General features: G+C 54.8%; 16 protein-coding genes. 6 read left to right on the forward strand and 10 right to left on the reverse strand.

The annotated features are described in order from the left end of the window. Positions 1 to 56: 56 nt before the first annotated feature. Complete coding sequence (locus QQJ87_RS12165) at positions 57 to 2,339, reverse strand: penicillin acylase family protein (protein WP_284282043.1); 2,283 nt, start codon at positions 2,337 to 2,339, stop codon at positions 57 to 59. Positions 2,340 to 2,564: 225 nt separating this feature from the next. After that, positions 2,565 to 3,362, reverse strand: coding sequence for a ParA family protein (locus QQJ87_RS12170; protein ID WP_284282045.1), 798 nt, complete (start codon positions 3,360 to 3,362; stop codon positions 2,565 to 2,567). 125 nt (positions 3,363 to 3,487) lie between these two features. On the opposite strand from QQJ87_RS12170, the gene QQJ87_RS12175 reads away from it, so the two are divergent. From QQJ87_RS12175 to QQJ87_RS12200, 6 genes are read left to right on the forward strand one after another with little or no spacing between them, the layout of a single operon-like run. Next, positions 3,488 to 4,033 (forward strand): GspH/FimT family pseudopilin, encoded by a 546-nt coding sequence (locus QQJ87_RS12175; RefSeq protein WP_284282046.1) that lies wholly within the window; start codon positions 3,488 to 3,490, stop codon positions 4,031 to 4,033. After that, positions 4,017 to 4,481 (forward strand): type IV pilus modification protein PilV, encoded by a 465-nt coding sequence (gene pilV / locus QQJ87_RS12180; RefSeq protein ID WP_284282047.1) that lies wholly within the window; start codon positions 4,017 to 4,019, stop codon positions 4,479 to 4,481. Before QQJ87_RS12175 ends, pilV begins: the two co-directional genes overlap by 17 nt. Positions 4,482 to 4,517: 36 nt before the next feature. Further along, a complete protein-coding gene (locus tag QQJ87_RS12185) occupies positions 4,518 to 5,522 on the forward strand; it encodes a PilW family protein (RefSeq protein WP_284282048.1) in 1,005 nt (334 codons plus the stop codon). A 1-nt stretch (position 5,523) separates the two neighbouring features. Continuing rightward, positions 5,524 to 6,114 (forward strand): pilus assembly PilX family protein, encoded by a 591-nt coding sequence (locus QQJ87_RS12190; RefSeq protein WP_284282049.1) that lies wholly within the window; start codon positions 5,524 to 5,526, stop codon positions 6,112 to 6,114. Positions 6,115 to 6,135: 21 nt separating this feature from the next. After that, the gene (locus QQJ87_RS12195; protein WP_284282050.1) at positions 6,136 to 9,939 is read left to right on the forward strand and encodes a pilus assembly protein; all 3,804 of its coding nucleotides are present in this window, start codon (positions 6,136 to 6,138) and stop codon (positions 9,937 to 9,939) included. Between the two features lies 1 nt (position 9,940). Next, complete coding sequence (locus QQJ87_RS12200; RefSeq protein WP_284282051.1) at positions 9,941 to 10,393, forward strand: type IV pilin protein; 453 nt, start codon at positions 9,941 to 9,943, stop codon at positions 10,391 to 10,393. A gap of 4 nt (positions 10,394 to 10,397) precedes the next feature. On the opposite strand, the gene QQJ87_RS12205 is transcribed toward QQJ87_RS12200, so the two are convergent. From QQJ87_RS12205 to QQJ87_RS12240, 8 genes are all read right to left on the reverse strand, one after another. Beyond that, positions 10,398 to 11,066, reverse strand: a complete 669-nt coding sequence (locus QQJ87_RS12205; protein ID WP_284282052.1) for a TetR/AcrR family transcriptional regulator — start codon at positions 11,064 to 11,066, stop codon at positions 10,398 to 10,400. A gap of 36 nt (positions 11,067 to 11,102) precedes the next feature. After that, positions 11,103 to 13,262, reverse strand: coding sequence for a CocE/NonD family hydrolase (locus QQJ87_RS12210; protein ID WP_284282053.1), 2,160 nt, complete (start codon positions 13,260 to 13,262; stop codon positions 11,103 to 11,105). A gap of 87 nt (positions 13,263 to 13,349) precedes the next feature. Then, positions 13,350 to 14,510, reverse strand: a complete 1,161-nt coding sequence (locus QQJ87_RS12215; RefSeq protein WP_284282054.1) for an NAD-dependent epimerase/dehydratase family protein — start codon at positions 14,508 to 14,510, stop codon at positions 13,350 to 13,352. Positions 14,511 to 14,607: 97 nt separating this feature from the next. Then, positions 14,608 to 15,249 (reverse strand): adenylyl-sulfate kinase, encoded by a 642-nt coding sequence (cysC, locus tag QQJ87_RS12220; RefSeq protein WP_284282055.1) that lies wholly within the window; start codon positions 15,247 to 15,249, stop codon positions 14,608 to 14,610. After that, entirely contained in the window at positions 15,242 to 16,324 is a 1,083-nt protein-coding gene (locus QQJ87_RS12225) for a TIGR03032 family protein (RefSeq protein WP_284282056.1), read from the reverse strand. The genes cysC and QQJ87_RS12225 overlap by 8 nt, the downstream gene beginning before the upstream one ends. 85 nt (positions 16,325 to 16,409) lie before the next feature. Further along, complete coding sequence (locus tag QQJ87_RS12230; protein ID WP_284282057.1) at positions 16,410 to 23,549, reverse strand: tail fiber domain-containing protein; 7,140 nt, start codon at positions 23,547 to 23,549, stop codon at positions 16,410 to 16,412. An 11-nt stretch (positions 23,550 to 23,560) separates the two neighbouring features. Beyond that, entirely contained in the window at positions 23,561 to 24,085 is a 525-nt protein-coding gene (locus QQJ87_RS12235; RefSeq protein WP_284282058.1) for a hypothetical protein, read from the reverse strand. A gap of 38 nt (positions 24,086 to 24,123) precedes the next feature. Continuing rightward, entirely contained in the window at positions 24,124 to 24,813 is a 690-nt protein-coding gene (locus QQJ87_RS12240; RefSeq protein ID WP_284282059.1) for a hypothetical protein, read from the reverse strand. Positions 24,814 to 24,818 lie beyond the last annotated feature (5 nt).

Genomic DNA, 24,818 nt, shown 5'->3' on the forward strand with positions numbered 1-24,818 from the left:
TGGCAGATTGAACTGTGTGATGCAAATTCGATGCCAAGACCACAGGCCCGAATGGGTTAAAACGCCTTGAGGTGAGGAAATTGGGCGACGATGGCCTCGGTGCTTAGCGGCATTTGAATGCTCTGACGTGTTTGCCACAAGGTGATCTGGTCAGTCACCAGCATGCTGCCCACCCAGCCGTCCTGCCCTCCGAGGAGGGTGAAATAATTGGCGTCCGGATTCGACAGATCGGACAGGTGCCGGGCCTGTGAACCATAGGCTGTCTCATCAAAGCCCCGAATGAAGCCATGGGCATTTTTCATCAAGGTTTCACGAGAACCGGCTGCGGGGAACGAGCGTGAGGAAAACAATTTGCCCAGCAGAGGCACAAAACCCAACACATGCCTGAGCCTGATTTTGTGCGCGTTGCCCCACATTTGCCAATGCTGGGCGTTGCGCGAAGCCGCTTCAAGACAGGCTGGAATGACCTGAATTCGCTCCGACTCTGCCATGGATTCAAGTTCATCTGGCAGATGAGCACACAGAAATGCCCATTGCTCGAAGAGCCCTGGAATGCGTCCACGGTACTTGATTTTGCCGATTCGCCCCACCAAGGCAGTAATGAGAAACTCAAATTGAAGCGCCTGAAGGCTGTCAGAACTGTAAGCCCCCGACCAGGCCGAAATGGATTGGCACACCAATCCCTGCGTGTGATTGACCGCATAAGGCATGCACAGGCTTGAGAGGCGGCTCGCCAGCCGACTTGCCAACACCGACGTGACATCGAACTGGGCGCGCCGCAAAGCCTCAATGTCAAGAATGCGATCATCGAGCAACAACTGGTGGGCGCGCATGATTCGATCATCGCCATTGAACAGAAAGCCCAGACCACTGACATCAGAAGGACGATTGTTGGCTGACACCAAAAACCCCTGGGGCGGATTGAGGACACTGGGGAAATCGGCCGCACAGCGCCGGTTGGCCCAGTCTCGGTTGGCGATGTGCTCGGGCAGTACCCAATCGTCTTCGGGAAAAGCATTTCTGGCAGGCAATGTGGCCGCCAGCACATGTCCGATGTTGCCCGCTGTGTCTGCGCCAAGCACATTCAACGGCGTGACGCCCACGCCGTGCATGGCCTGCTGCAATTCGCGCACGCTGTGACTGCGCATGGCTTTCAAAAAGCTGCTGATTTCGTCGGTGGGCCAATGGCCGGCCCAACGCAAGGCCAGACTTTCATGACCACACATGCTTGCCAGAGAAGGACACTCTGTGAGAACGGGGCCTTGAGTCGACCAGCGGAGAAACCGCTTTCGGGTCCAGCCAAATCGCACCTTGATTCGTGTGTGTTGGCTGACACTGTTGGCCAGTGACGAGGGATCCAGCCGCACCAAGTCCGAAGATGCTGCGCGAAGGTTGGTTCCACCCCACGCGAGATTCGGATTTCGCCCCAAACCGAGCACCGGAACACCAGGAAACATCAAACCCACACATTGATACGAGGGGCATTGAAGGCCGACCAGCATCCACACATTGGGCAGGTGTAGGCCAAGGTGCGGATCATTGGCCATGAGCGGCGCCCCGTTTTCGGTGCGGCTACCCGACAACACCAATGAATTGCTTCCAGAACGAGACAGACTGTTCAGAATGTTGCCGAGCTTCTCGGCCGTTGAAGCGGTAGCAGGATTGTCAAAACTGGTGAAAATGCCTGCTCCGGTTATTCGCAGACGTTCCCACCATTGGGCAAAGTCGCCGCTGAGTCGATGTTCGATCAGGGAAAAATAAATGGGCCAGTTGACATCGGCACCCGCCAGTCGGCCCAACAGCAAAATGTCCAGCGGCGTGTAGGGTTCGGGTTTGATGCCCATCAGCTTTTCATCAACACCTCGGGGCCTTTGCGAGCGAACGGCATTCAAGCCGTCTACGAAGGCTTGCACCCATTGCCGGCTGTCCTCTGGCATTTGTTGCCAGATCTCAGGGCCCGCCCGACCAAAATCAAGCAAACGAATGAGGTGATCCATGTCGACAAACCCACGCCCACCCATTTCAGACAGACGCCCTTGTGCAAGACGACGCAAGAACTGAAGCTGCGGGCCGCGCTGATGCTCGGTCACAGCGCCCAGGGCATAGGCTGCGGCGATGTCGCTATCGGCTTGAATGTAGGGTACGAAAAAGTCGTTGAAGCGAATAACGGTGCCTGCTTCAAGATTCAACTCGTACTGCCGAAAGGCGTTCAGTCGGTCTTGCAGGGAGAGTGTTGGATAGCGAATCGACAGCCAACCCATGGAGGCGGAGAGTCGAGCAAGCCCGCGCGCGAAATATTTGACGAGGCGGTTGTTGGCTGGGCCAAGCGCTTTAAACATGGGCTTGGAGCAGGGTCGATGCTGAAAACTTCAGGACATTCCGTAGGACACAAGACGCCCAAGTCGCTTGTGGAGTTTTTGTTGCAAACGGCGCTGCTTGACGCGTTGAAGCCGGTTGTATGCACCAGGAAGGAGATTCAGAATCTTGGACATGGCTGTGGTCGTCAACAATCAAACCCACAGCCTAGCTGGCGCATGTTTCAGCGCCATGACAACGCAGGAGGATTAAGCCGCCTTTTTGCCCGCCTTCTTCAAATTCGCCTGAATTTCATCATTCAATGCACTGAACTGCTGGGCCAACTTGTGGCTGGGCATGAAATGCACCATGGGGACAGAGGCTTGGTGACTTTCACGAATTTTGACAGAACTGGACAGGCAAGTATTCAGCACCGGCAGGCCTTCATCGAGCAGTTCCCGAACAAGTTGCCTGGGCAGACTGGCCTGCGGCTGGAACTGATTGACGACGATTCCCTCCAGTGCGAGCGTGGGGTTGTGGTCTGCCCGAATTTCATTCAACGCGTCCAGCAGGTTGTAGAGCGCCTTGCGGGAAAAGTCATCGCAATCGAAGGGAATCAACACGCCATTGGCCGCGATCAGGGCTGAGCGCGAGAAGAAGTTCAGTGCGGGCGGGGTGTCAATGTAAACCATGTCGTATTGGCCCTGAAGCTCATCCAGCGCCTCACGCAACTTGAAAATTTTATAGCGTGACTCAAGCTTGCCTTGCAACTCTTCCAGCGCAGGGTGACTGGCTAGCAGGTCAAGGTTTTCATAGGGCGACTCAACGATGAATTCTGCACTTTTCTTGGGTCGAATCTTGAAGTTCAAGGCTTGATCAAAAAAATCGGCCAGGGTGTACTCCAGTTCTTCGGAAGGGGTTCCCATGATGTAGTGGGTGCTGTTGCCCTGTGGGTCCAGGTCGATCAACAGGGTTTTCAAGCCATTGTTGGCCGAAATGGCTGCCAGGTTACTGGTGATGGTGGACTTGCCGACGCCACCTTTCTGGTTGAAAACCACTCGACGCATGTTGGACTCTCCTGTTGACTGATCGGCTTTTTATATCACAAAAGCTAACCCGCTTGGGCAATTTAAGGACGCGACACAACGTGATGAAATCATGATTCGTTTCAAGTTTTTACGGCCCAATGGTCATGACTGTGATTGAGGCATGCTCGCCCGAGAAGGCAGCCCGGGGTTTTTCCCTGATTGAGTTGATGGTGACCCTTGCGGTGGCCGGGGTCATGCTGATGGTTGCAGTACCCAGCTTTGGCAATTTGATGCTTTCCAGTCAGTTAACCAGCTTGTCCAACGAACTGGTTTCGGCATTGAACAGCGCCCGGGTGGAAGCGGTGAAGCGCAACGCGCCGGTGGAAGTGTGTTCTGACAACACCTGCGCCGTCACAACCACGGACATGTCCAATGGTCATCCACTGCGGATCAAGGCGGGGTTGGATGACATGGTGGACCCAATCAGTGTGCGGGCAGTCCGTCACCTCACCTACAGCGGGCAGGGGCTTGCCTACGCCAACGGACAAAATGCGCCTTTCAGTGGTCTGGTTGCCGATCTGTTTTCAGACCGTCTAAACACTCAGGGACATCGGTGCATATACGTCGAAGTGGGTGCCGTGGTGTCGACCTGTACAGACAACCAGAACTGTGGCTATTTCAATGGGAGGCCCAATGCAAGCTGCCATTAGAGAACTGCGGCCCACCAAACAAGACGGTTTGGGAATGATCGAGGTTTTGATTGCGGGCTTTGTGCTGTCGGTCGGATTTCTTGGGGTGGCTGCGTTGCAAACGCGATCGGTGGCGACCAACAACAACACACTTGCAAGAAATGCCGCAATGCTGGCCGGTTATTCCATTCTGGAAGTCATGCGGGTGGACAAAGCGCAGGCTTTGCAGGGTGCCTACAACAAGACCTTGACTGCTGACGCTTGCCCCGCTGGCGGCACCCTGGCCAAGAACCAGCTGCAACAACTGTGCAAGGATCTGGGCGACAACTTGGGGGCTGTTAAAACAACCTTTGCACAGGTGAAGTGCAACAACCAGGGTGACTGCTCTGTCAGCGTTCAGTTCAAAGACCCTCACCCGCTTCTGGGTGGTCCGCCCATTCAGAGCGTGGTGGCGAAGACCATGTTGTAGGAGCGAATGTTGAAAAGGCATTGCTATACAAATTGCTTGCGAAGTCAACAGGGGTTCAGCCTTGTTGAGTTGCTGATCGCGCTGGCGCTCAATCTGATCTTGATGGGGGGTGTCATCAGTGTGTTGATGTCGAACCAGCAGTCATTTCGCACCAACCAAGCCATGACCGAAGTGCAGGACGGTTCTCGCATTGCCTTTGAGTTTCTTGGACGTGACATCCGGGATGCAGGATTGACCGGGTGCGGAAATGCGGGGCGAGTGAGCAATGTGCTGTCGAATGGATCAAACAATGGGGGGTCAGACTGGTGGGCAAACTGGTCCAACGTGATTCAGGGCTATGACGACGCCAACAAAGACCCGGCGCTTTCTGCACTGGCTGGATCCGGCCCAGTTGCGGGATCCAGTTCGATTCAGATTCACAGTGTATCCGGCAACGCCATGTCGGTTTTGGCCCATGTCGGTGCACAAAACCAGTTTGAATTGCAAACCGGCTCGACCGCTTTCCAGACTGGCGACATTGTGATGGTGTGCGACCCGGATCACGCGACGCTCTTTCAAATCAGCAGCTATTCGCCGGCAACGGGTCACCTGATTTACAACACGGGCAAAGGCACCTGGCCGGGCAACTGTTCAAAGGGACTGGGATTTCCCACGTTGTGCACTGTAAAGGGTAACAGCTATGAATTCGGGACAAACGCCCAGATCGGCAAACTGAATGCAATGGACTGGTACATCGGTCAAAACCCGCTGGGTGGAAATTCACTTTACCGTGCAAGTCTTGTCCGGGTTCCGGGAAACCAAGTGACTTTGAGCACTCAGGAAATGGTGAGAAGCGTGACAGACATGCAAGTGAGGTACTTGGTGGAGGGTGCGGACCATTTTGCCAAAGCAGCAGATTTAAAAATAAGCGACTGGGCGCTTGTCAATGCGGTCCAGATTACTTTGACCCTGTCGGGTACAACACAAAGGGCGGGCGTGAACGGTCAGAACCTGAAACGCAACTACACGACCACAATTGCTTTGCGCAACCGGACGAACTGAGATGCGAATTCAAACAGAGCGAAAGCCACGATTCGAACAAAAAGGAGTTGTGCTGGTGGTGGCATTGGTGCTGCTTATTTTTGTCACCCTGTTGGGCTTGGCATCGATCCGTGGCTCAAGTGCACAACAGAAAATGACCTCCAATTTCTATGATCGCCAGATCGCTTTCCAGACGACGGAAGCCGCTTTGAGAGTGGCTGCCGAGTTTCTTCAGAATCATCCGTCCGACCCCAGTATTCGTGACTGTTCTTCAACGGGCGGCAATGTGTGCCAGGCCAATCCGTTTGACGACCTCAATCTTTCTGCTGACAGCCTGAAAACGGTGCCCAGACAGCAGTTTACCGCCAGCGACATGGCCAGCGGCCAGCCTCAATATGTGATTGAAAATATGGGGACTTTTGCAGATCCCGAGAGAAACCCAAGATCAATACTGACTGCAAACTCGCTTCAGCAAGACAGCAGTCTGGGTGGAGGGGGATTCGATCAAAACACGCAGAGCAACAATTTTTACAGAATCACCGCCAGAAGCGGAGATCCAAGCGCACTGAACGGCAGATCCATGGTGGTTTTGCAGGTGGTGATCCGACAATGAGTGAGGAGCGAGGTGTTCATCATGCCCACTAAAATCCGGCCCAAACGCTGGCGTCAATTCACTGCTCTGGCCGTTGCTGGCTTGGTGGCCAATTCAGCGCATGCGACGATTCCTGTCAATCAAAACCCGTTAACGCTCAGTAACAATGTGCCCGGGAATGTGGTGATCACGCCCTCGGTTGAGTTTCCGACGGTCATGAGCATGGCCAACATTGGCGCTTTCAACCCAGATCAAACCTACGGTGGATACTTTGATGCGGACAAATGTTACGACTATGATCCACATGGGCAATTTCCAACTGACACCCCTGCCGCACAGACTGCAGAACCCAGAGGAATGGTTGGCTATTTTGTACCGCGTTCCTGGGCAAAAAGCTCACCTGCAAGTTGTAACAAGCTGTGGAGCGGCAATTTTCTGAACTGGGCAGGCACCCAAACGATCGACACCTTTCGCTCGGTCATGACAGGCGGATTCCGAATCGTCGACGAACCTGATCGAACGGTGCTTGAAAAAGCCAGACACACCGGACAGACCAACACAGGCTACGGACTGATCGGCGGGGACAAACATCTGGTTCAAAACGAAACCCCCGCCAATCAACAGTTTTTTGCCACGCGACTTCTGGGCCTGGGCAACAAAATGTATTTTGTCGCCGCCGACAGCAATGCCTATTCCCCAAAACCCGGTGTGAACCTGAGTCTGCAGACTTTGCTGGACAACCCCGCGTTGTCCGCCAGTTGGGGCGCGCACGACAGCATCAATGGTGTAGAGGCGTACACAGGCCAGAAAATCGAACCTTACCATGTGTATGCCATCAATCTGGATGTACTGGTCTGCCAACCAGGCCTGCTTGAACAGAACTGTACCCGATACCAGAGCCAATACAAGCCAGAAGGTTTAATCCAGAAATACGCCAACATTTTTACCTACAGTGTGTTTGGTTACTTGAACATTCCAAACCAGCTGCAAGACGGAGCAGCGCTGAGGGCAGCTCAAAAGTTTGTGGGCCCCAATACCGTAGACCCGGTGACTGGACTGCATTCAAACCCCCGCCGCGAGTGGGATCCAGCGACCGGCGTGTTCATTCGAAACCCCAACCCAGAAGACGCCAATTCCACCAGTGCAAGCATCGGGGCGTCAATCAAAGACAGTGGTGTGATCAACTACATCAACAAGTTCGGCCAGATGACCACGGCTGGCGACAAAACCTACGACAGCGTGGGCGAAATGTACTATGCCGCAGTTCGGTACCTCAAAAACCAGGGGCCAGTGGCCAGTTACTCCGACATGACAACCTACAGCAATGATTTGCCTTACATCAAGGCGGATGGCTTTCCAGTGATTACACGCTGGCAAGACCCGATGAAGTACACCTGTCAGAAAAACTTTATTTTGGGCATAGGTGACACCAACACGTGGAATGACAAAAACCTGCCTGGTAACCTCGGCAACCACAGCAATGAACCCCCCACGCCCCCGGAGGTGCTGGCTGACCACAGCGTGGATGTCAGCAAAGCAACCAACCAGATCGCCAAAATTGAGGGTATTCAGATTTCAACGCCCTTCACGGGGCTTGGCAACTCGGCATTCATGGCGGGCCTGGCCTTTGATTCACACACGCGAGACATTCGCCCAGACCTGGCGGGCGATCAATTTGTGTCCACATTCTGGGTGGATGTGGCCGAATACCAGCGCCTGCAAGGCATGGCCACCAACCAGTATCAGCTGACAGCCAAATATGGCGGATTCCGGGTACCCAGCAGGTTTGATCCCTACTCATTTACCGGACCCATGCCACAGTCCTGGTGGTCCTCGACTGGCGACACCATTCAAACCACAGCAGGTCAACAGGCCAGACCCGACAATTTTTTTGAAGGGGGTAACGCGATCGCAATGCGCAAGGGTTTCAGCCAGGCGTTTGCATTGATTGAGAGCCAGAATGTGGACAGTCAGTCCTCTTTGTCATTGAACTCATCCTTGCTGACCCGAAACTCCACCGTGTACCAAGCCAGCTATCAGGAGGGACGATGGAGTGGTTCCCTGAAAGCCTATGCGATCAACCCGACTACGAAATCCATTAACAACACGCCGTTGTGGGATGCAGCCAATGCCATGCCTCCTTTTGGCCAACGCAGGATCTACACGGTGGTCAAGGGCAAATATGTGCCATTCGACAACGCCCATGTGACCGGCAACGGCTGGACACCGCAAATCGTGGATTACCTCTTGGGGGACACCAGTCATGAAACCCGCAACGGCGGCGCATTGAGAGATCGAGGCACCACACTGGGCGACGTGGTCAATTCTCAGCCTATCTACGTGGGAAAACCTGACGCCACAAAATTTGCCGGACAAACCTTCAGCGGCAGTAACAAGTACGCGCAGTTTGCCAGTGACAGCAGCGCAAGCGACCGAAGGGCTGTGGTGTACCTTGCAGCCAACGACGGTATGCTGCACAGCTTTGATGCGGCCACAGGAGTCGAGCGCTACGCATTCATGCCTGGAAGCTTGATCGAGGCGCAATACACACCCGCATTGCTGGCACAACCCAATTACGGATCAAGCCTGAACCCACACCGTTATTTCAATGACGGGCAAATTACTGTGGCCGATGCCTACTTCAGAGGGCAATGGCACACGGTTCTGGTGGGTACGACTGGTCGTGGTGAAACAATGGCGGTGTATGCGCTGGACGTGACCGATCCGGACAATGTGCAATTGCTGTGGGAAATAAACGCCGATGACAGTCCTTATCTGGGTCAAATCACCGGACGCCCGATCGTGACCCAGACCGCATCCGGATGGGAGGTCATCTTTGGAAACGGGTACAACAGCCGGACTGGCTCGTCGGCCTTGCTGAGCGTGGCGCTGGATGGCCGAAAAAACCCGAAGGTGGAAGTCATTGTTGCTGGGTCGGGACCGGACAACGGGCTTTCAACACCCACCATACTGATTGACCCTCCTTCTGCCGGATTGGCCACTACAGCCTACGCCGGAGATATTCAGGGCAAAATCTGGAAATTTGACCTCGACGGAAAACACAGCGGGGCCCAACTGGTCTTTAAAACCCAGGCTGATGCAAGTGGTGTACACCAGCCTGTGACCTCGGCCTTGTTGCTGGGTAAAGACCTTAACAGTGGCCATTTGTGGGCATTTTTCGGTACTGGCCGATACCTTGGCACGCTGGATCTTTCAAATCATCAAACCCAAAGCTGGTACGGCCTTATTCTGGATCAGGATCTGCCAGTGTTGCAATCGAATCTGGTTCACAGATCCACCCTCTCAGAGACAGCTGGCGTACAAGGCGACCCGAACGCAAAACCACCTGTGGTGCCAGTGAACCCAGCCCGCACTTTGTCTTTGGGCACTTTGGGCGACATGGAAGGCAAATCTGGATGGTTCATGAACCTCACCTCACCCGTCAATGGAACCGAAGGCGAACGAATGACGCTGGGCAATCAATTCAACAACCAGTTGTTGATTGGCGCAACTCAAATACCGGATACACATGACCCCTGCGCACCAGGCGGGCGTGGCTGGATCATGGCGGTCAACCCCTTTACGGGCACCAACCCCACTGGTGCATTTTTCGACCTGAACAACGATGGCGCGGTAGACAGCCAAGATCTGATTCATTTTCAGGGCAAAGCAACACCAGCAGGCGGCATTGGCTTTGCTTCGCAGACAGGTTCGCCCGCCTTCAGCGGCTCAGTGATGATGGTGAACCAGAATGGCACCTTGCAAAGCCGGCAAGTGTCGCCGCCAGTCGCCGCAAACCAAGTGCGTATTTCCTGGCGGGAAATTGTCAATCAAAGAGGGGAGTGAGATGAGAGACACAAACGGGAGGAGCGCGGGATTCAGCCTGCTGGAACTCATGATTGCCACCGCGATTGTGGCGATTCTGGCCGGATTTGCCTACCCCTCTTACACGCAGAGCATGACCAAAAACCGGAGAATCGCAGCAGCCAGTTGCCTCATGGAGTATTCAAGCTACATGGAGCAGTTTTACGCAACCTACTTGCGGTACGACAAAACTTCGGCAACCGGGGCTGTGCAGACACTGCCCGTCCTGAACTGCGCTTCAAACCAGCAGACTGGTGGTACCTACACCTACACTTTCAAAAAAGGGTTTCCCACTCAGACGACTTTCAATATTGTGGCCACACCCATCGGCGAACAGGCGAAGGAAGATCAAACTTGCGGTGCGCTCAGCATTGACCAGACTGGCCAGCGAGGCGATACCACGGGTCTTGCCGGCGGGAGCAAGCAATGCTGGTAATGCCTCAAGACTGTCGATGGATGCCAAGATATTGTTTGAACATCAGGCACAGTAGATGCTTGAATTCATCGCTGTAAAAAGGAATGGGGCCGCTGTCACGCAGGCGGGCGTTGTGCAGGCTGCCGTATATAATTTGCAGGCCGAAAGCAAGCCCCCGCAGCGGATCAGGATGAAGCGTCGTATTGATGTGGGAGACCAGCAAACGCCCCACTGTATTGATGAATGCATAGCCAACATCGCGCATCGGCGTGGATTGCAGGCCGCCCTTGGATTCACGCAAAAATGATTCGGTCAGGATAGAGCTGTATTCGCCTTGAAATATATCGACCAGAAACAGAACCACCTGATCTGCGATTTGCGCAGCCGACACTTTCTCCCAGCTTTTTTCGTCAAACTCTTCCTCGGCCCTGTTGAGCATTTCCTGGCAGCTTTCGGCAATCAACGCGTCAAAATAACTGGCCTTGTCGTCAAAACGGCTGTAGAAAGAGCCGACCGTACAGTCGGCTTCCGCACAAATTTCCTTGATGGAAATGTCTTCAAAAACCCGGTTGTGCAAAAGCTTCCGACCTGCCTTCAGCAGGTCGTAGCGCTTGCGCAGGCTACGGGCCTGCATGGCAGGACGAACCCCTTGGGTGGTGTCGATGGCTTTGGCTTTGGCGATTGCTCGTTTCATGCAAAAATTATTGCATTATTTTGAGCGAATCGCCTGCTACTGCCCGCCAAATGGCGCAATCGGCAAGTTCAATGTACCTTGTACCACCACAACAGGGCTCAGCGGATCGCGAGAACCCGACACCGGATATTGCGGACTGTAGCCATAGACCAGAATGGCCAATTTTTCACCCGCTTTCAAATGTTCAGCCACGCCATTCAATTCCACATGGCGCGTACCAAAACCGCGCACCGCTGTGGGCTGATCATCAATTAAACGCCAGGCATTGTTGCGGTAAACGCCAAGCCCCAGGAACACGATCGGGTCACAGGCGGGATCGACTCCCAACAGGCCAACAGGCGACTGACTGGCCCCCGCCAGAATCTGCGTGCAAGCCGGGTTTGACAATTGGGCCACGGTGGGGGTAATTGACACTGTGCCAGTGGCAATGCCCGCCAGTGCGACGTCCGAGGCAGGGGTGTATACCGGAACAGCAGCAGGCGCAGGCACATCGCGCAACAGGCCAAGCACACCACTGGTGGCTGCGCTGGTGGGGTCGCTTTGCGGGTCGAACTTGAATGTGACCGGATCAAGCAGTGAGTCTGTATTGCCGCCCTTCACAGCAGGCGCATTGTGGGCTGCAAACTGACCCACGGGTATCCAGGTGGCTGCGCCAGCGCTGGCCTTGGTTTGACCCACATCGTCATTCATGCTGACGCAGATCTTGTTCTGATTGGCGGCCAGCGTCTGGAATGCGCCAGTGGTGTCTTGCTTGGCAATGGCCGCCGATTCATCTGCGGTCAACAGTTTGCTGACCAAAAAGGCAAAGTCGGCGTCGTCCACAGACAGATCACCACAGGCCCTGGGGCCAGCGGGACGCTGGAATTCAATGGTGTTCAATCCGTTCTGGGCACCCTGCTCGGCCAGGTCTCCAACCACTGGCTGTCCATAAGCCGACACAGGAAGAATGTGACCATTTTGATGCGTGATCAAACGCACATCGCCTTTTCCACCATTGGCCGCCACCAAGTTGCGGTAGCACTGGAAGTTACGCCAGGCTTCATTGAAGTTGAACAGTGAATCGCGAAAGCCTTGCGAGAACAGTATGTCGACTGGATCGGGCTTCGTTTGCGGGTATTTTGGCGTCAGTGTGCCTTGCAGGAAAGACTGGGTGCCTGCCACTTCATCGTCGCAGAAATAACTGGCACTGTGATAGCGGAAAAACTCCAGTGCACCCGCGGGAAAGCGGTTTGCAGCAACGCCACGAACCAGCGTTTCACGGATCAGGTTGTCCAGGCCTGAAGAAGGCACAGCCTGAAAGTTGCCCGCCTGCACCTTGGGCGCAATGGAGCCCTCTTCACCACCAAAAGCCAGCAACGCATCCCATCCGGTCTTGACGACACCTTGTGGCGTCACCTCACCATCAGCCGGCTTGAAGTCCTTGATGCCATAGGCACCACCCGGGTTCAAGCTGTAACGCAGATCGTTCCAGGTAATGTCAGGGGTAAGCGCGTCCAGGCGCTTCCAAGGATCGATGTTGTGTATCAGCAGTTGGTAGCCGCCACCGTAACTGCCACCCGTGGAACCCATCACCGCGTTGTATTGGCGGTTGCCCACAGGTTTGTCGTTGCGATAGCGCAGCCAGTCGAGGTGGGCTTCGGCCCAATCCAGAATCTGCAACAAGTCCTGACCTTCATAGTCGGGATCAAGCACGCGAACGGAGCCCGTGCTTTCGCCAAAACCGCGCTGATCGATACTGATTACACCAATGCCGTTGTCGACCAGCCTTTTCAACAATCCAGAGGGTGTGGTTTCTCTGGAGCCACCAAAACCATGGCCATGAAACACCAGCGGGTTGCCCTTGCTGCAATCGAAACTCTTGGGCTCGAAGACCGAGAATGCAATGGTGTAGCCGCTGGCCGAGGTGAGGTGAATGCTGTAAACCCCGCCCCCTGCCCGCGGCGTGTCAGCGTTCTGACTGCAGGCCGGCGCCTGAAAGGTTCTGCTGACGCCCGCGTAATCGGGATTTTGTGAATTGACCACCACGCGGTAGGCCGATGGGGTTGCTGGTGAATTCGACCCCACCTCACTGGGATTGATGGCGCTGCCTGTACCAGCAGATCCGGCCACTGAATCACCATTGCCACCGCAACCACCCAGCCCCATGCACAATGCAGCGGCCGTCATGGCTTTGAGCCATGCATTTTGAATTTTCATTGGAATGTCTCCTGCTACCCACTTTGTTTCAGAGTGGTACTGCAGAAAACAGGCGACCGGTTTTAAGCAAATGTCGGCTACCCGACATTACAGTTGATAATAATGCCTGAACCAGGCAACAAACTCATCAATGCCCACTTTCAGGGGTGTAGCCGGCTTGAACGCTGTGATGCGCTGAAGGGCGGTCACGTCGGCACAGCTTTGGCTTTTTTCCAGAATTTGCCCAGTGATAAATTCCTTGATCGCCTTTTTTCCCAAAGACTCTTCGAGCGTTGCAATCAGGTCATCAATGGCCACAGGCAGGCTGTTGCCAATGTTGAGCACGCGCCAGGGTGCACTGCTCGAACCTTGGTGGGGTGCCTCCACCAGCCAGACCGGATTAGGTTCCGCCGGGCTGTCGCTGGCGCGAAGCGTCGCCTCCACCAGGTCAGTGATGTAGGTGTAATCACGAGAGTTTCTGCCGTCGTTGTAGATCTGAATGGGTTTGCCTTCCAGAATTTTTCGGGCAAACGAGAACAACACGGAGTCGGGTCGTCCCCAGGGGCCATACACCGAGAAGAAGCGCAGGCCGGTGGTCGGCAAATTGAACAGATGGCTGTATGAATGCGCCATCAGCTCACAGGCGCGTTGGGTGGCAGCATCCAGCCGTTGCGGGTGGTTGGCGCTGTCGTCTTCGCTCATCGCTTTCTGGAAACCCGCCCCATAAACCGCGTGGCTACTGGCGTAAGTCAGATGCTGAATGTCGTACTTGCGGCAAGCCTCCAGCAAAGACACAAAGCTGTTGATGTTGTTTTGCACGCAACCCGTAGGGTCGTCGCCGGAGAGGAACTTGTCCGTTTGACCGGCAAGATGAATAACCCGCTGTATTTTGTGGGTCTCAAAACACGCGTTGACGGCCTGTGGCTCACAAAGGTCTGCACGAATGGAGTGATATCTGGAGCCGGTGGCCTTGGCAATTTCATCCAGCATGGCCAGGCGTTCACGCTTCAGGCGCGTGTCGTAGTGGGTGTTCATGGAATCAAAACCGACCACCTTCTCACCCCGTTCGAGCAGGGCTTTGGCCACGTGGTACCCAATGAACCCGGCGTGACCAGTGACCAGCGTGGTCTGCTTTTGATCGGCCTGTTTGATCAGTTGAGGATTTTCAGCCTGCAAAACGGCTTGCTCAACCATGGATTGCGGCTCTGTGACGGCAGTGGCGGGGGTCAGTTCATTCGGGCCGGGTATGGCCTCCATGGTTGTTCTCATTGTGTGCCCGTGAAAGTCTGAGGGGTCGCAGTTGAACCACCCTGCTTCGGCACATTCTAGGTCAAGATTAAGCTGCGCGGAAGAAAGTTGCTGAAAATCAGGCGGTGAAAGCCGACACTGGCACATGCAAACCCGTTGCAGCAGCCTTCGGCAACGCACCTCGCGTGGCGAGCAACATCAGCAAGGCATTGACGCAATCCGCAACAGACATTTGCCCGGTATCCAGTCGCAAATCCGGATCAAAAGGCGGCTCGTAAGGCGCATCCACTCCAGTGAAACCAGCCAACCCTCCCTTTCGGGCTTGCTTGTACAGACCCTTGACGTCACGCTGCTCGCAAACCGCCAAGGTCGTGCTGACATAAACCTCCAGGAAAAGCCCTGCTGGCACAGCCTGCCGAGCTGCGAGTCGCGCTGCCTCAAGCGGAGAAACAAGTGCCACCAATGAAATGAGTCCAGCCTCGGCCATCAAGCTTGCAACCTGCCCGACCCGCTGGGCGTTTCGAATTCGGTCTACATCGCTGAAACCCAGATCCGCGGTCAAATCGCGTCGCAGAATATCACCGTCAAGGACCGTGCTCTTCGCTCCCATTTTAAAAAGTGCCTGATCCAGCGCATTGGCCAGGGTGGTCTTGCCCGCCCCGCTCAGTCCTGTGAACCAGACCACACAAGGCAAGTGGCCGTTTGCCGCCCATTTGAGAGAAGACTCCACCGCATGAGTGCGTTCCAGGCTGTCAAGCATCACTGGTCTCCCGATTCCGGACTGGGTCTATCACGACCAGGCCGGGGTTTTGAGCTTGATCCATGTCCATCATGCTGACACTGCGGCAATCTTCGATCACGTGGGTGTCGAACAACTCTCGGACAGCGCCATGAAATTGGATGCCCTCGATGACGTCACCTGTTGCCAAGTGAACTGCGATCAGCGCGCAGCGATCCTGTGCCTGCATTGCACGCAATCGGTCATGAAGTTTCAACCCGGGAATGTAGGCGTCGGTTTTGGGGCGGCTGACACCGAAAATGGCGTAATCGCCCACAAAACTTAGACCACGACCATAACCTGCAACATAAGCGATGCATTCAAATCGACCGGTCTTCTGGTCGACAAGGCCAAACTCGCCTGCGCCGGAATTCAATACATACAGTTGCCCTCGATACAGACGCGGACTGTGGGGTTGAACAAGCCCCTCGCACACGGCATCCCCAGTTGAGACATCCAGAATCTCCCCCTGCTCAAATGACAACTTCCGCCACCCGGAAGGTGCATCGCTTCTTGCAAACAGTGTGACGTATTTTAGTTCACCGTCCTGCAGGCACAAACCATTGAGGTGACAGCGGTCTTCGGGTTTTAACGCTGAAATGAATGCCGGTTGCCAGATGACGCCAGCGCTGTGAGTGTTACTCAGACGGACCACGGCGGAATATTGCGAACTGACGATCAGAAGTTGTCCATGGCGATCTACGGCAATTTCATGCGCGTCCAGAGGCCCGGTGAAGTGGAGCGACCGGGGCACATAACATCGCTCGAATTCGATGCTGTTGACCCCCGGATGTTGAAGAATATCGGTGTACTGGCGAACGTCATTCGCGCAGGCCACCCACAATTGATTCCGCCAAGTTGCAATGCCCATGCACAATGGAAATTTCTGAATGTGCAGATGTATACCACTGTCTTTTTTTACGCTGACAAGGTGAAGATCACCCGTGGCACGAGTGCCCATGACCAGACTGAATCCGAGATCACGCTGAAGGTTTTCCCAAGCGCGGGTACACACCACCTGCGTGTGTGCAAGCTGATTCGACTGTGTCTGGCTCATGGGCACCCCTGGATTCAATTGAATGCATTCAGGTTACGCAAATGGCGGGTTGAAAGCGCCACCCGCAAGAGGCACCCCCTGCGAATTAACCCATCTTCAACCAGCTGGCTTTAATGGCTTTGCCTGCCGCATTGGCTTTGATTTGATTGCCCACAGCGAACAACTCAATACCCTGCTGCGCCACGGGCACCACTTTTGCGACGCCGCCATACACAATCACTGTGGCTGTGGCGTAACTGCCATCCGGGGAACTGGTGTTGACGGTGTAATGGCCATCCGCCTTCGCAGCAAACAAGAAGGCGGGATTGCCCACCCCGGCATAGGTGTCGGTACTGCCGGTGTTCAGTTCCTCTGCATGCACTGTGAGTGCACTGGCATTGCGAGCGTACAAGTCATCCACTTGAAGTGCTTTTATTTTGCCAACCTCGGCATCAAGACGCTGGGTGTACAAGGCATTGGCTTTGACCTGTTGCGCACTGAAATTGCTCACTTTCAAGTTGGGCAGTTTGAGCGCCAAGGTCTGCCCATCATCCTGCTTTTCAAAGGTGTCATTCCAGACCCCCTTGACCTCAGCAAGACCCTGGGCATTCTGCACAACCTGCTTGTCCAACGCAGTGGTTACTTGCTCAAGTCGCGTGATTCGCCCAGTGTTGTCGGCAATTTTCAGTGCATGGGCTGCAATGTCAGCCACATTGGTCTCGATTGCAGTTTGCATGTCGTCCAAACGTCGAACCGTTCCCGTTTTCCACTGCTCCAGATCGCCGATGCGGGTGTCTTGCGCATCTACCTGGATCTGCAGGGTGTTGATCCTGCCGTCCTGCTTTTGAAGTTCCGTATTTAACTGATTGTATTTGACATTCAATCTGCCAACCCCGACCGCTGCCATTGCCCCCAAGGCGTTGTAGTCCACCGAATAAAAGCCGTTGCGAGAGGTCACGACAGCCTCTGGAAAGTAAGGTTTCACCTCTTGGGCGATCACGCCGATCTTCCGGCCCAAGCCCGGGTGATTGATGTAATCGTAGGTGTAGGTGGAAAGGTGAGCCAGACGTTCAAGAACGAAGTCTGTGTCCTGGCTTTGGATATTGGTTTTCAGTCGTCGGTCTGAAGTTTGCGTCACTGACGTGGCGTACAACGCACCATTGATTTTAGTGGTGCCATTCACATAAAGCTTGGTGGATGCATAACTGTCGTCACGAACGACGTCACCGATGACAACCTGATCGTCTGCAGCGCCATCGGTTTTATTGGTGCTCAATGCACCAATCACCACAGTGTTGCTGCTCGACACTCTGGCAAACGCACCAAACGCAGCAGCGTGAGAAAGCGATGCAGAGCCAACGTCCGAGTAATCACCAACAAGCACATTGAAATTGCCGCCTACGTTTGTCGCGCCTGCGTTGACACCCAAAGCGTTGTTGCCGATGCCGGAAGTGGTGCCGTACAAGGAGCGAACACCAACGCCGTTGTTGTCGTAGCCAGCGGTCAAATTGCCGAGCGCACCCTCGCCAAGGCCGGTGTTCCACCATCCGTTTTGGGCGGAATACAGGGCGTATCGCCCGACTGCCGTGTTGTAGTAACCACCGGTGTTGGTGTACAGGGCAAGATCCCCCACGGCGGTGTTGTGATAACCGGTGGTGTTGGAATACAAAGCCTGCGTACCAACGGCTACATTATTCTCGCCGGTGGTGTTGCTAAACATGGCGTAGGCACCCAAGGCAGAATTAAACCCACCTGTCGTTTGCTGCAAAGCAGACACGCCAATCGCGGTGTCGTAAACCGCCGCGACATTGTCATGCAAGGCATTGTTTCCGATTGCCACATTCTGATTGCCAGTCTGATTGTTTTGCATGGCATTTTTGCCGATTGCAGTGTTGTAATATCCTGAGGAATTGGCCTGCAAACTATTGATTCCAAGGGCTGAGTTTGCATAGCCGCTGCTGTTCAGCTGAATTGCGTTCAAGCCGATGGCAACGTTTTCGTAGCCGCCTTGATTGGCCTGAAGCGCGTTGACACCGATGGCAACCGTGGAGTAGCCCGTTGCATTATTTTGCATTGCATTTTTGCCAATTGCCACGTTGTAAAAACCAGATGTGTTGCTCTGGAGTGTATTGGTACCCGTTGCGGTGTTTCCATAACCACTGACGTTGGTCAAAAGTGCATTCAGGCCGAGTGCTGTGTTTGACTCGCCTGTCTGATTGTGAAGCAAGGAATTCAGACCAATTGCAACGTTGTTCGATCCGGATGTGTTTTCATTCAGAGCGTTGAAGCCAACTGCAACGTTGCTGTAACCCGTACTGTTGTTAATCAGGGCATTCTGTCCAACACCGACGTTGTAGTAACCCGACGTGTTGTTCAGCAAGGCGTAATGTCCCACAGCCACGTTCGCATAGCCAGTCGTGTTTTTAGTTAACGTTTTGGTGCCCAAGGCCGTATTGCTGTAGCCGGTGGTGTTCGCGTTCAGCGCATAAGCGCCCACAGCCGTGTTGTTGGATCCTGTTGAATTGCTGTAAAGGGCGTTGTAACCAACGCCGGTGTTCAAGGTGCCGTCGGTCTCGGTCCCACTGGCAGTCAGATTGTTCATCACGCCTGCGCCCAAGGCAATATTGCCGGCGCGTTTCGCACCCGCCAAGGCAGACTGGCCAAGCGCAAGATTGCTTTCCGGGGTTGAGGCCCCCCCCGTGTCACTGGCAAATGTCAGCGCATTGTCAATGTTGGCCTTGTTCACAGGAACAACCTGTTCACCCGCCACATAGAGTGACTGTGCATTCACCCGACCTTCAAATGTGGCGGACTGATCTGGAAAGAGAGTCAGCACCTTGTTGTAGGTTTGGTCACCCACAGAACCTGAATTACCCTGACCCACGCTGAACACCAAGCCGTCCTCGGCACCGCCCACATTGACGTTGGTGGTGCGTGCATGAACAATGACCTGCATGTGATCCCACAAGGCGTTGTCAGTGGAAGTGAACACCCGCAGGTCTCGAAGTTGAGTGTACTCCCCCGGATTAAGGTTCAGCGCCACATTGCCTCTGACTCCCAAGCCACCCGTCACCTGCAGGGCTTTGCCAGCCAGATCACCCGTGGACGCAGTGCCGGTTGCACCGATGACGGTGTTGTCGCCCACTCGGCCCAAAACCACCGTGTTGGAGGTGGTCACGGATGCGTCATTGCCAATGACAGTGGCGTGACTGAGGCCATTGGCCACCAAGGATGAATTGCCGATGGCCAGATTGCTGTCACCACTGGCCGCACCAGTACCCGACAATTCACCAATGAAAATATTGCGTGAACCCGAGGTCAGATCATTGCCAGAACGATGTCCGATGCCGATGTTGGTGCCACCGCTGGACAAGGCATTCAAGGCGTAGTGGCCAAGCGCGGTGTTGGCCGAGCCGGTTGAGAGTGCGCCCAGCGAAAGATTACCCAATGCCACGTTGTAGGATCCAGAACTGGCACTCAGGGCATCAATACCGATGCCAATACTCTCGGACGAGGAGGAGCCCGACATCGCACCCGAACCAATTGCGATGAGCATTTGCCCACTTGCATTGCCAGCCAGCGCATTGTCGCCCACGGCCACATTGCTGCTACCCGTGTTAACCGCCAGTGAGCCATTGCCCACGGCCACGTTGGAATTGAAAAAGCCCACACGATCTGTGGTCAAACCGCCGTGAACCTGCAAGCGATAGGCAGACGGAATGGCTGCAGTGTCGCCGATGACCGTGGTGTCTGTGCTTCGGCCAAGCACCACGGTGTTGGAGGTGCTGACAACCGATTCGGATCCGATCGCAGTGGCGTAAAACAAGTCCCCGCTGGCGACATTGGCGTCGTACCCCACCCCACTGTTGTTGTGGCCAGTGGTGTTGCTGAACAACACAAAGCCACCCACACCCGCGTTGTAATAACCCGTGGTAGTCCGATCCATGGATCCGGAACCGACCGCTGCATTGTAGTAACCCGTGGTGTTGGAACCCAAGGAATACCAGCCCAGACCCACGTTGTCGTGACCTGTGCTGTTGTAGTAAAGGGCTGCCGATCCTGACGCAACGTTCCAGCTGCCCGATGTGTTGTAATACAGTGAATCTGGGCCCTGCGCCACGTTGTTATAACCCGTGGTGTTGTAGTACAGGCTGTATTGGCCCAGGGCCACGTTGTAACCACCGGTGGTGGTGTTGCTCAGCGAGTGAGAGCCAACGGATGTGTTGGCGTAGGCGCTTGTGGCAACGGTCAGTGAATCGTTTCCGATGGCAGTGTTGTCGCTGCCATCCAGGTTGCTGCTCAAGCTTCGCCAACCGATGGCCGTGTTGTTCTGACCCGTTGTATTGGCGGCCATCGCATAAAAGCCAATGGCCGCGTTGTCCATTCCAGTGCTGTTGGCGGTCAACGCCTGATAACCCATCGCGATGTTGTGTTCGCCCGATGTGTTGCTGGCCAGCGCTGCAGTGCCAATGGCCACATTGGCACCCTCTCCGCTGGCGGGCTGTGTCATTGCGCCTGCACCAATCACAATATTCGGAAAGGTCACGGGGCCATCGCTGTCACCCAAAACCAGCCGTTTGGCAGACAATACACCTGAAAAATTAGCGTCGATACCGTTCAAAGTGCCGTTTAGGCCTAATCCGGCAAAGGTCGGTGTGCTGACGGGGGCTATGTCTTGAGGCAGACTTAGTGTGATGCTGCCCGCACCGTTTGTAACATTTATCTGATTAGTCGTGCCAGCAATATTGGCCAAGGTGTAACCACTACCGTTACCTATCAGCAATTGCCCATTGCCAGCTGCACTGCCGTCTACGCCTGTGCCACCATAAGCCACACCCACCGTGCCGCTTGATACATTGCTGCCATTCAAATGGGTTAAGCCGCTACCATCCCCGCTAAAACCCGTTGCGTTCAATGTCCCGCCAATGATAAGGCTACCGCTGATTCCGGCATCACCTGTAACCTGGAGAATTTTGTTTTGCAAAATGCCGCTGCTGGCAATTCCGGTTGCCCCTATCACTGTGGTGTCCGTAGTTCGACCCAAAACAACAGTGTTTGAAGTCGAGACCGCCGAATAGGCCCCCACGGCCGTGGCATAACTCAATGCGTCAACAGCAACGTCAGCTCTCGCGCCTATGAAGGTGTTGTAGGCTCCGGTCGTCAAAGATTTACCCGAATACAAGCCCAAGGCGCTGTTATCGTCGCCATCAATCAAAAACTGCAAGGACCTGACCCCAATTGCAGTATTTTTAAATGCTGATGTACCGTTAGTTAGAGAACCTTCACCCAAGCTGGAATTCCAATAACCCGTGGTCAGATCATGCATCGCAGAGCGACCCACTGCTGTATTCCAATAGCCTGTTGAATTGGAGAACATTGAAGAATCGCCAACTGCGGTGTTGTGCTCCCCGGTTGTGTTTGCTTGTAATGCGCTTGATCCAATCGCTACGTTGTAATAAGCGGTGGTATTCGAATTCAACGCATAGTAGCCGACTGCAGTATTTTGCTGACCGGTGGTGTTTGCAAACAAAGACCGTCTTCCAATGGCAACGCTCTTGGTACCACTGATGTTTGCATACAGTGCTTTGGTGCCTATCGCAATGTTGTTATTGCCCGAGGTGTTGTAGTAGAGGGCAGACGGACCAATTGCGAGGTTATAGTCGCCAGTCGTGTTAGACAGCAAAGCAGAATTACCTACAGCCACGTTTTTTGAACCGGTGGTGTTACTGTAAAGCGCCCTGTAGCCTATTCCAAAATTCACACTGCCATTTGAAGGGGTCGCATCTTGTGCCAGCTGGCCAAGCACTTCCCTGCCAATTGCGAAGTTACCACCACGCTTTGCGCCAGCAAGGGCACCTGTACCGATTGCAAAATTGATTTGGTTGTCGAAAGCGAGACTACCGGTGTCACCCGCGTATTCAAATCCCAACAAGGCAGGTACCCCACCCTGACTCACGCTTCCAAGATTTACATTGCCACTGAAAGAGGCTGAACTGGCATTTAGAGTGCCGTTCAAAACCATCCCGGCAAATGTTGGTGTACTTGTCGTAGCGATGCTTTGTGGCAGGCTGAGTGTGATATCGCCTGTTGTTCCACTGACAATCACTTGATCAGCTGTTCCCGCCAGGCTGAGTACCCCGGTGTTGGAAATCGTAATGCCCCCTGCCGAATTGAGCACGGCCACACCGCTGCCAGCAGTCAAAGTACCCAGGCTAAAACCTGAACCGTTGCCAATCAACAGCGTGCCTGGTGCGGCCGAGGAGCCATCGACTCCAGTGCCCCCAAAGGCGGATGCCAACACACCGGAATTGATATGACTGGCATTGAGGTCAGTCAAGCCACTGGCATTGCCGGTGAACGTGTTCGCAGAAACATCGCCCGTGAAACTCGCCGTGGTGCCCGCCAAAGCACCACTCAACGTAGCCGAGGCGGCCGCAAAATCTGCAACACTCACCTTGCCGTCTAGATATTTCACTGCATTTGGACCGTTGGCGGTTGAATCATCAGAAAAAAGACTCACCGGTTGCCACGCATAACTGCTTGCGCCTGTTTGGTGATAGGCATAAAGACGGTTGGTGTCTCGCACCAGGCGCACCTCGCCAACATCTGGATTGGTGACAGCGGTCAGTGCTGCATAATTGGGCACAGAGGCCTTGAATTCTGCAGAGGCCACGTTGTAAGGAGTTCGAAACTCCACGTAATCGTCGCCCGACGCAACCGGTCCCCCAGAACCCGCCTGTGACAAAATGTAGGCACATGAGGTTTCCATCGTGCCATTCAGACCTGCGGACACCACGGCATACAACACGGGAGTGCCCGCTCCCAATCCAGCGAGGTAGCTACTGCTGGAGGTGCCACTGCTGTTGTCCCAGGCGCAATAACCCAGAGGTCTGCCGGCACCATCGCGCTGAGGCAGACTGATTGACGAGGGCACAGTGCCCATGTCCCCGGGCAAATAGCCGGAAATGGTGGCACCCATCGGCGGTGCTATCGGCGTGCCTGTGGTGTTGTTCACCCTGGATTGCAAACCTAGGTTAACCTGCGAAACCGTGTTTTTCAGCGTGAACTGCCTAACCAACTGGTTGGCCACAAAAGCCGCATTGATTTCGGCATTGCTGGCCTGCGCAGTGCCCAACGCTGCCAGGGAGATGCCACCGCCAACCAGCCATGGGATGGCCTGACGCACGGCCATAGCCAGTGCATTGCGCTTAAAAGTGACGTTGGGGGGATTGGTGCGATGTTTCATGCAGGTGTGGCTCACTTCAAAACCTGAATGGCGATGTCATCGCCACTTTGCGACGCAGACGCACCCAACTGACGCAGCAAACGGGTGCGCGCCTGTGCTGCGCCCCCGGCCACCCGGGGGAGCAGGTGCAGCACAACCCCATCCGCCTCGGTGTGCTGATACTCCCAGGGTTTAAAATCGGCGGGGGGAATCGGAATGGGTTGACCGTCACTCATGTTGGCCAGACCGTTCGCCCCGGCGGGTGCCCCCGGACAGACCACCGAGGTTGCAAGGTCGCGGTTTCCGGTGGTGGCAGGTGCGGGGTAAGCTCGTCTCGCAGGAAATTGACCGTGGTCGCCATCGGGATAAATGGCACCACACAGGAAAATCTTCGTCTTGAGCACCTCCAATTGAGCCATCACGGTATTGACTGTTTCCTCAATGCTTTGGCTCTGCTCATCGGTGTTGCGCATTTGCGCATAAGCGGCGCTTACCAGGGCAATCAGCGCGATGCCATACAGCACATAAGCCAGAATGAAACCGTGCTGATCGGACATGGATGAAAAGCGCCGCATTTTCGCAAGGGCCTTCGGATTCAGTTTTCCTGAACCACTTTGAAGTAGACGTACTTCGCGTCTGAAGTTTGAACACACCCCTCGGCCCAGCCAGCAACGGCAGCCACCGCTGAAATGCCGCCGTCGGCAGGGGTGGTGGCATTGGCCCAGTCGCTTAACGCACCCGTGGAAACCGGAATGGCAGAGGCGCCATAAAGCATGTTGTCTATTCGGGCACACACATCTGAACGCAGGTCAGGCAACACTGCCATGGGATCGACCGCTGCAGTTCCAATGGCATTGGCAGCGGTGGCCTTGTTCAAATACCAGTGACCCGCTTCATAAGTGGAGGGCGCCGCAATTGCAGGGTCTGATGGACTGGCAAAGGCCGAAGCTGGCATCACCTGCGGTGAGGCGTAGCGCGCGGCAGGGTCGAACAGACCTTGATTGGTCGTGCTGCTGAAATCCATGGTGTTGGTGATGGCGGACGAGCCAAAGTCGTTGCCAAAGCGCAGCACCCCGGTTTGCAGGTCGCTGCCCTGTTTCAGCGCGACCGATGCATTGACCTTGGCCTGCTCAGTGTCGGTTTGGGAAGTGGGCGAACGATTGGCCAATGCAAAACCACCCAGAATGGCGGCCATCAGCGCAATTCCAAACAGCAAAATGGCTTGTATAAAGCCCTGCTGCTTGCCAGCCCGGCGCTGGGGCAATGTGTCTAATTTGAATGTCATCGTGA

The sequence above is a fragment of the Limnobacter litoralis genome (genome assembly GCF_030160455.1).
In the GTDB taxonomy this organism is placed as follows: domain Bacteria; phylum Pseudomonadota; class Gammaproteobacteria; order Burkholderiales; family Burkholderiaceae_B; genus Limnobacter; species Limnobacter litoralis.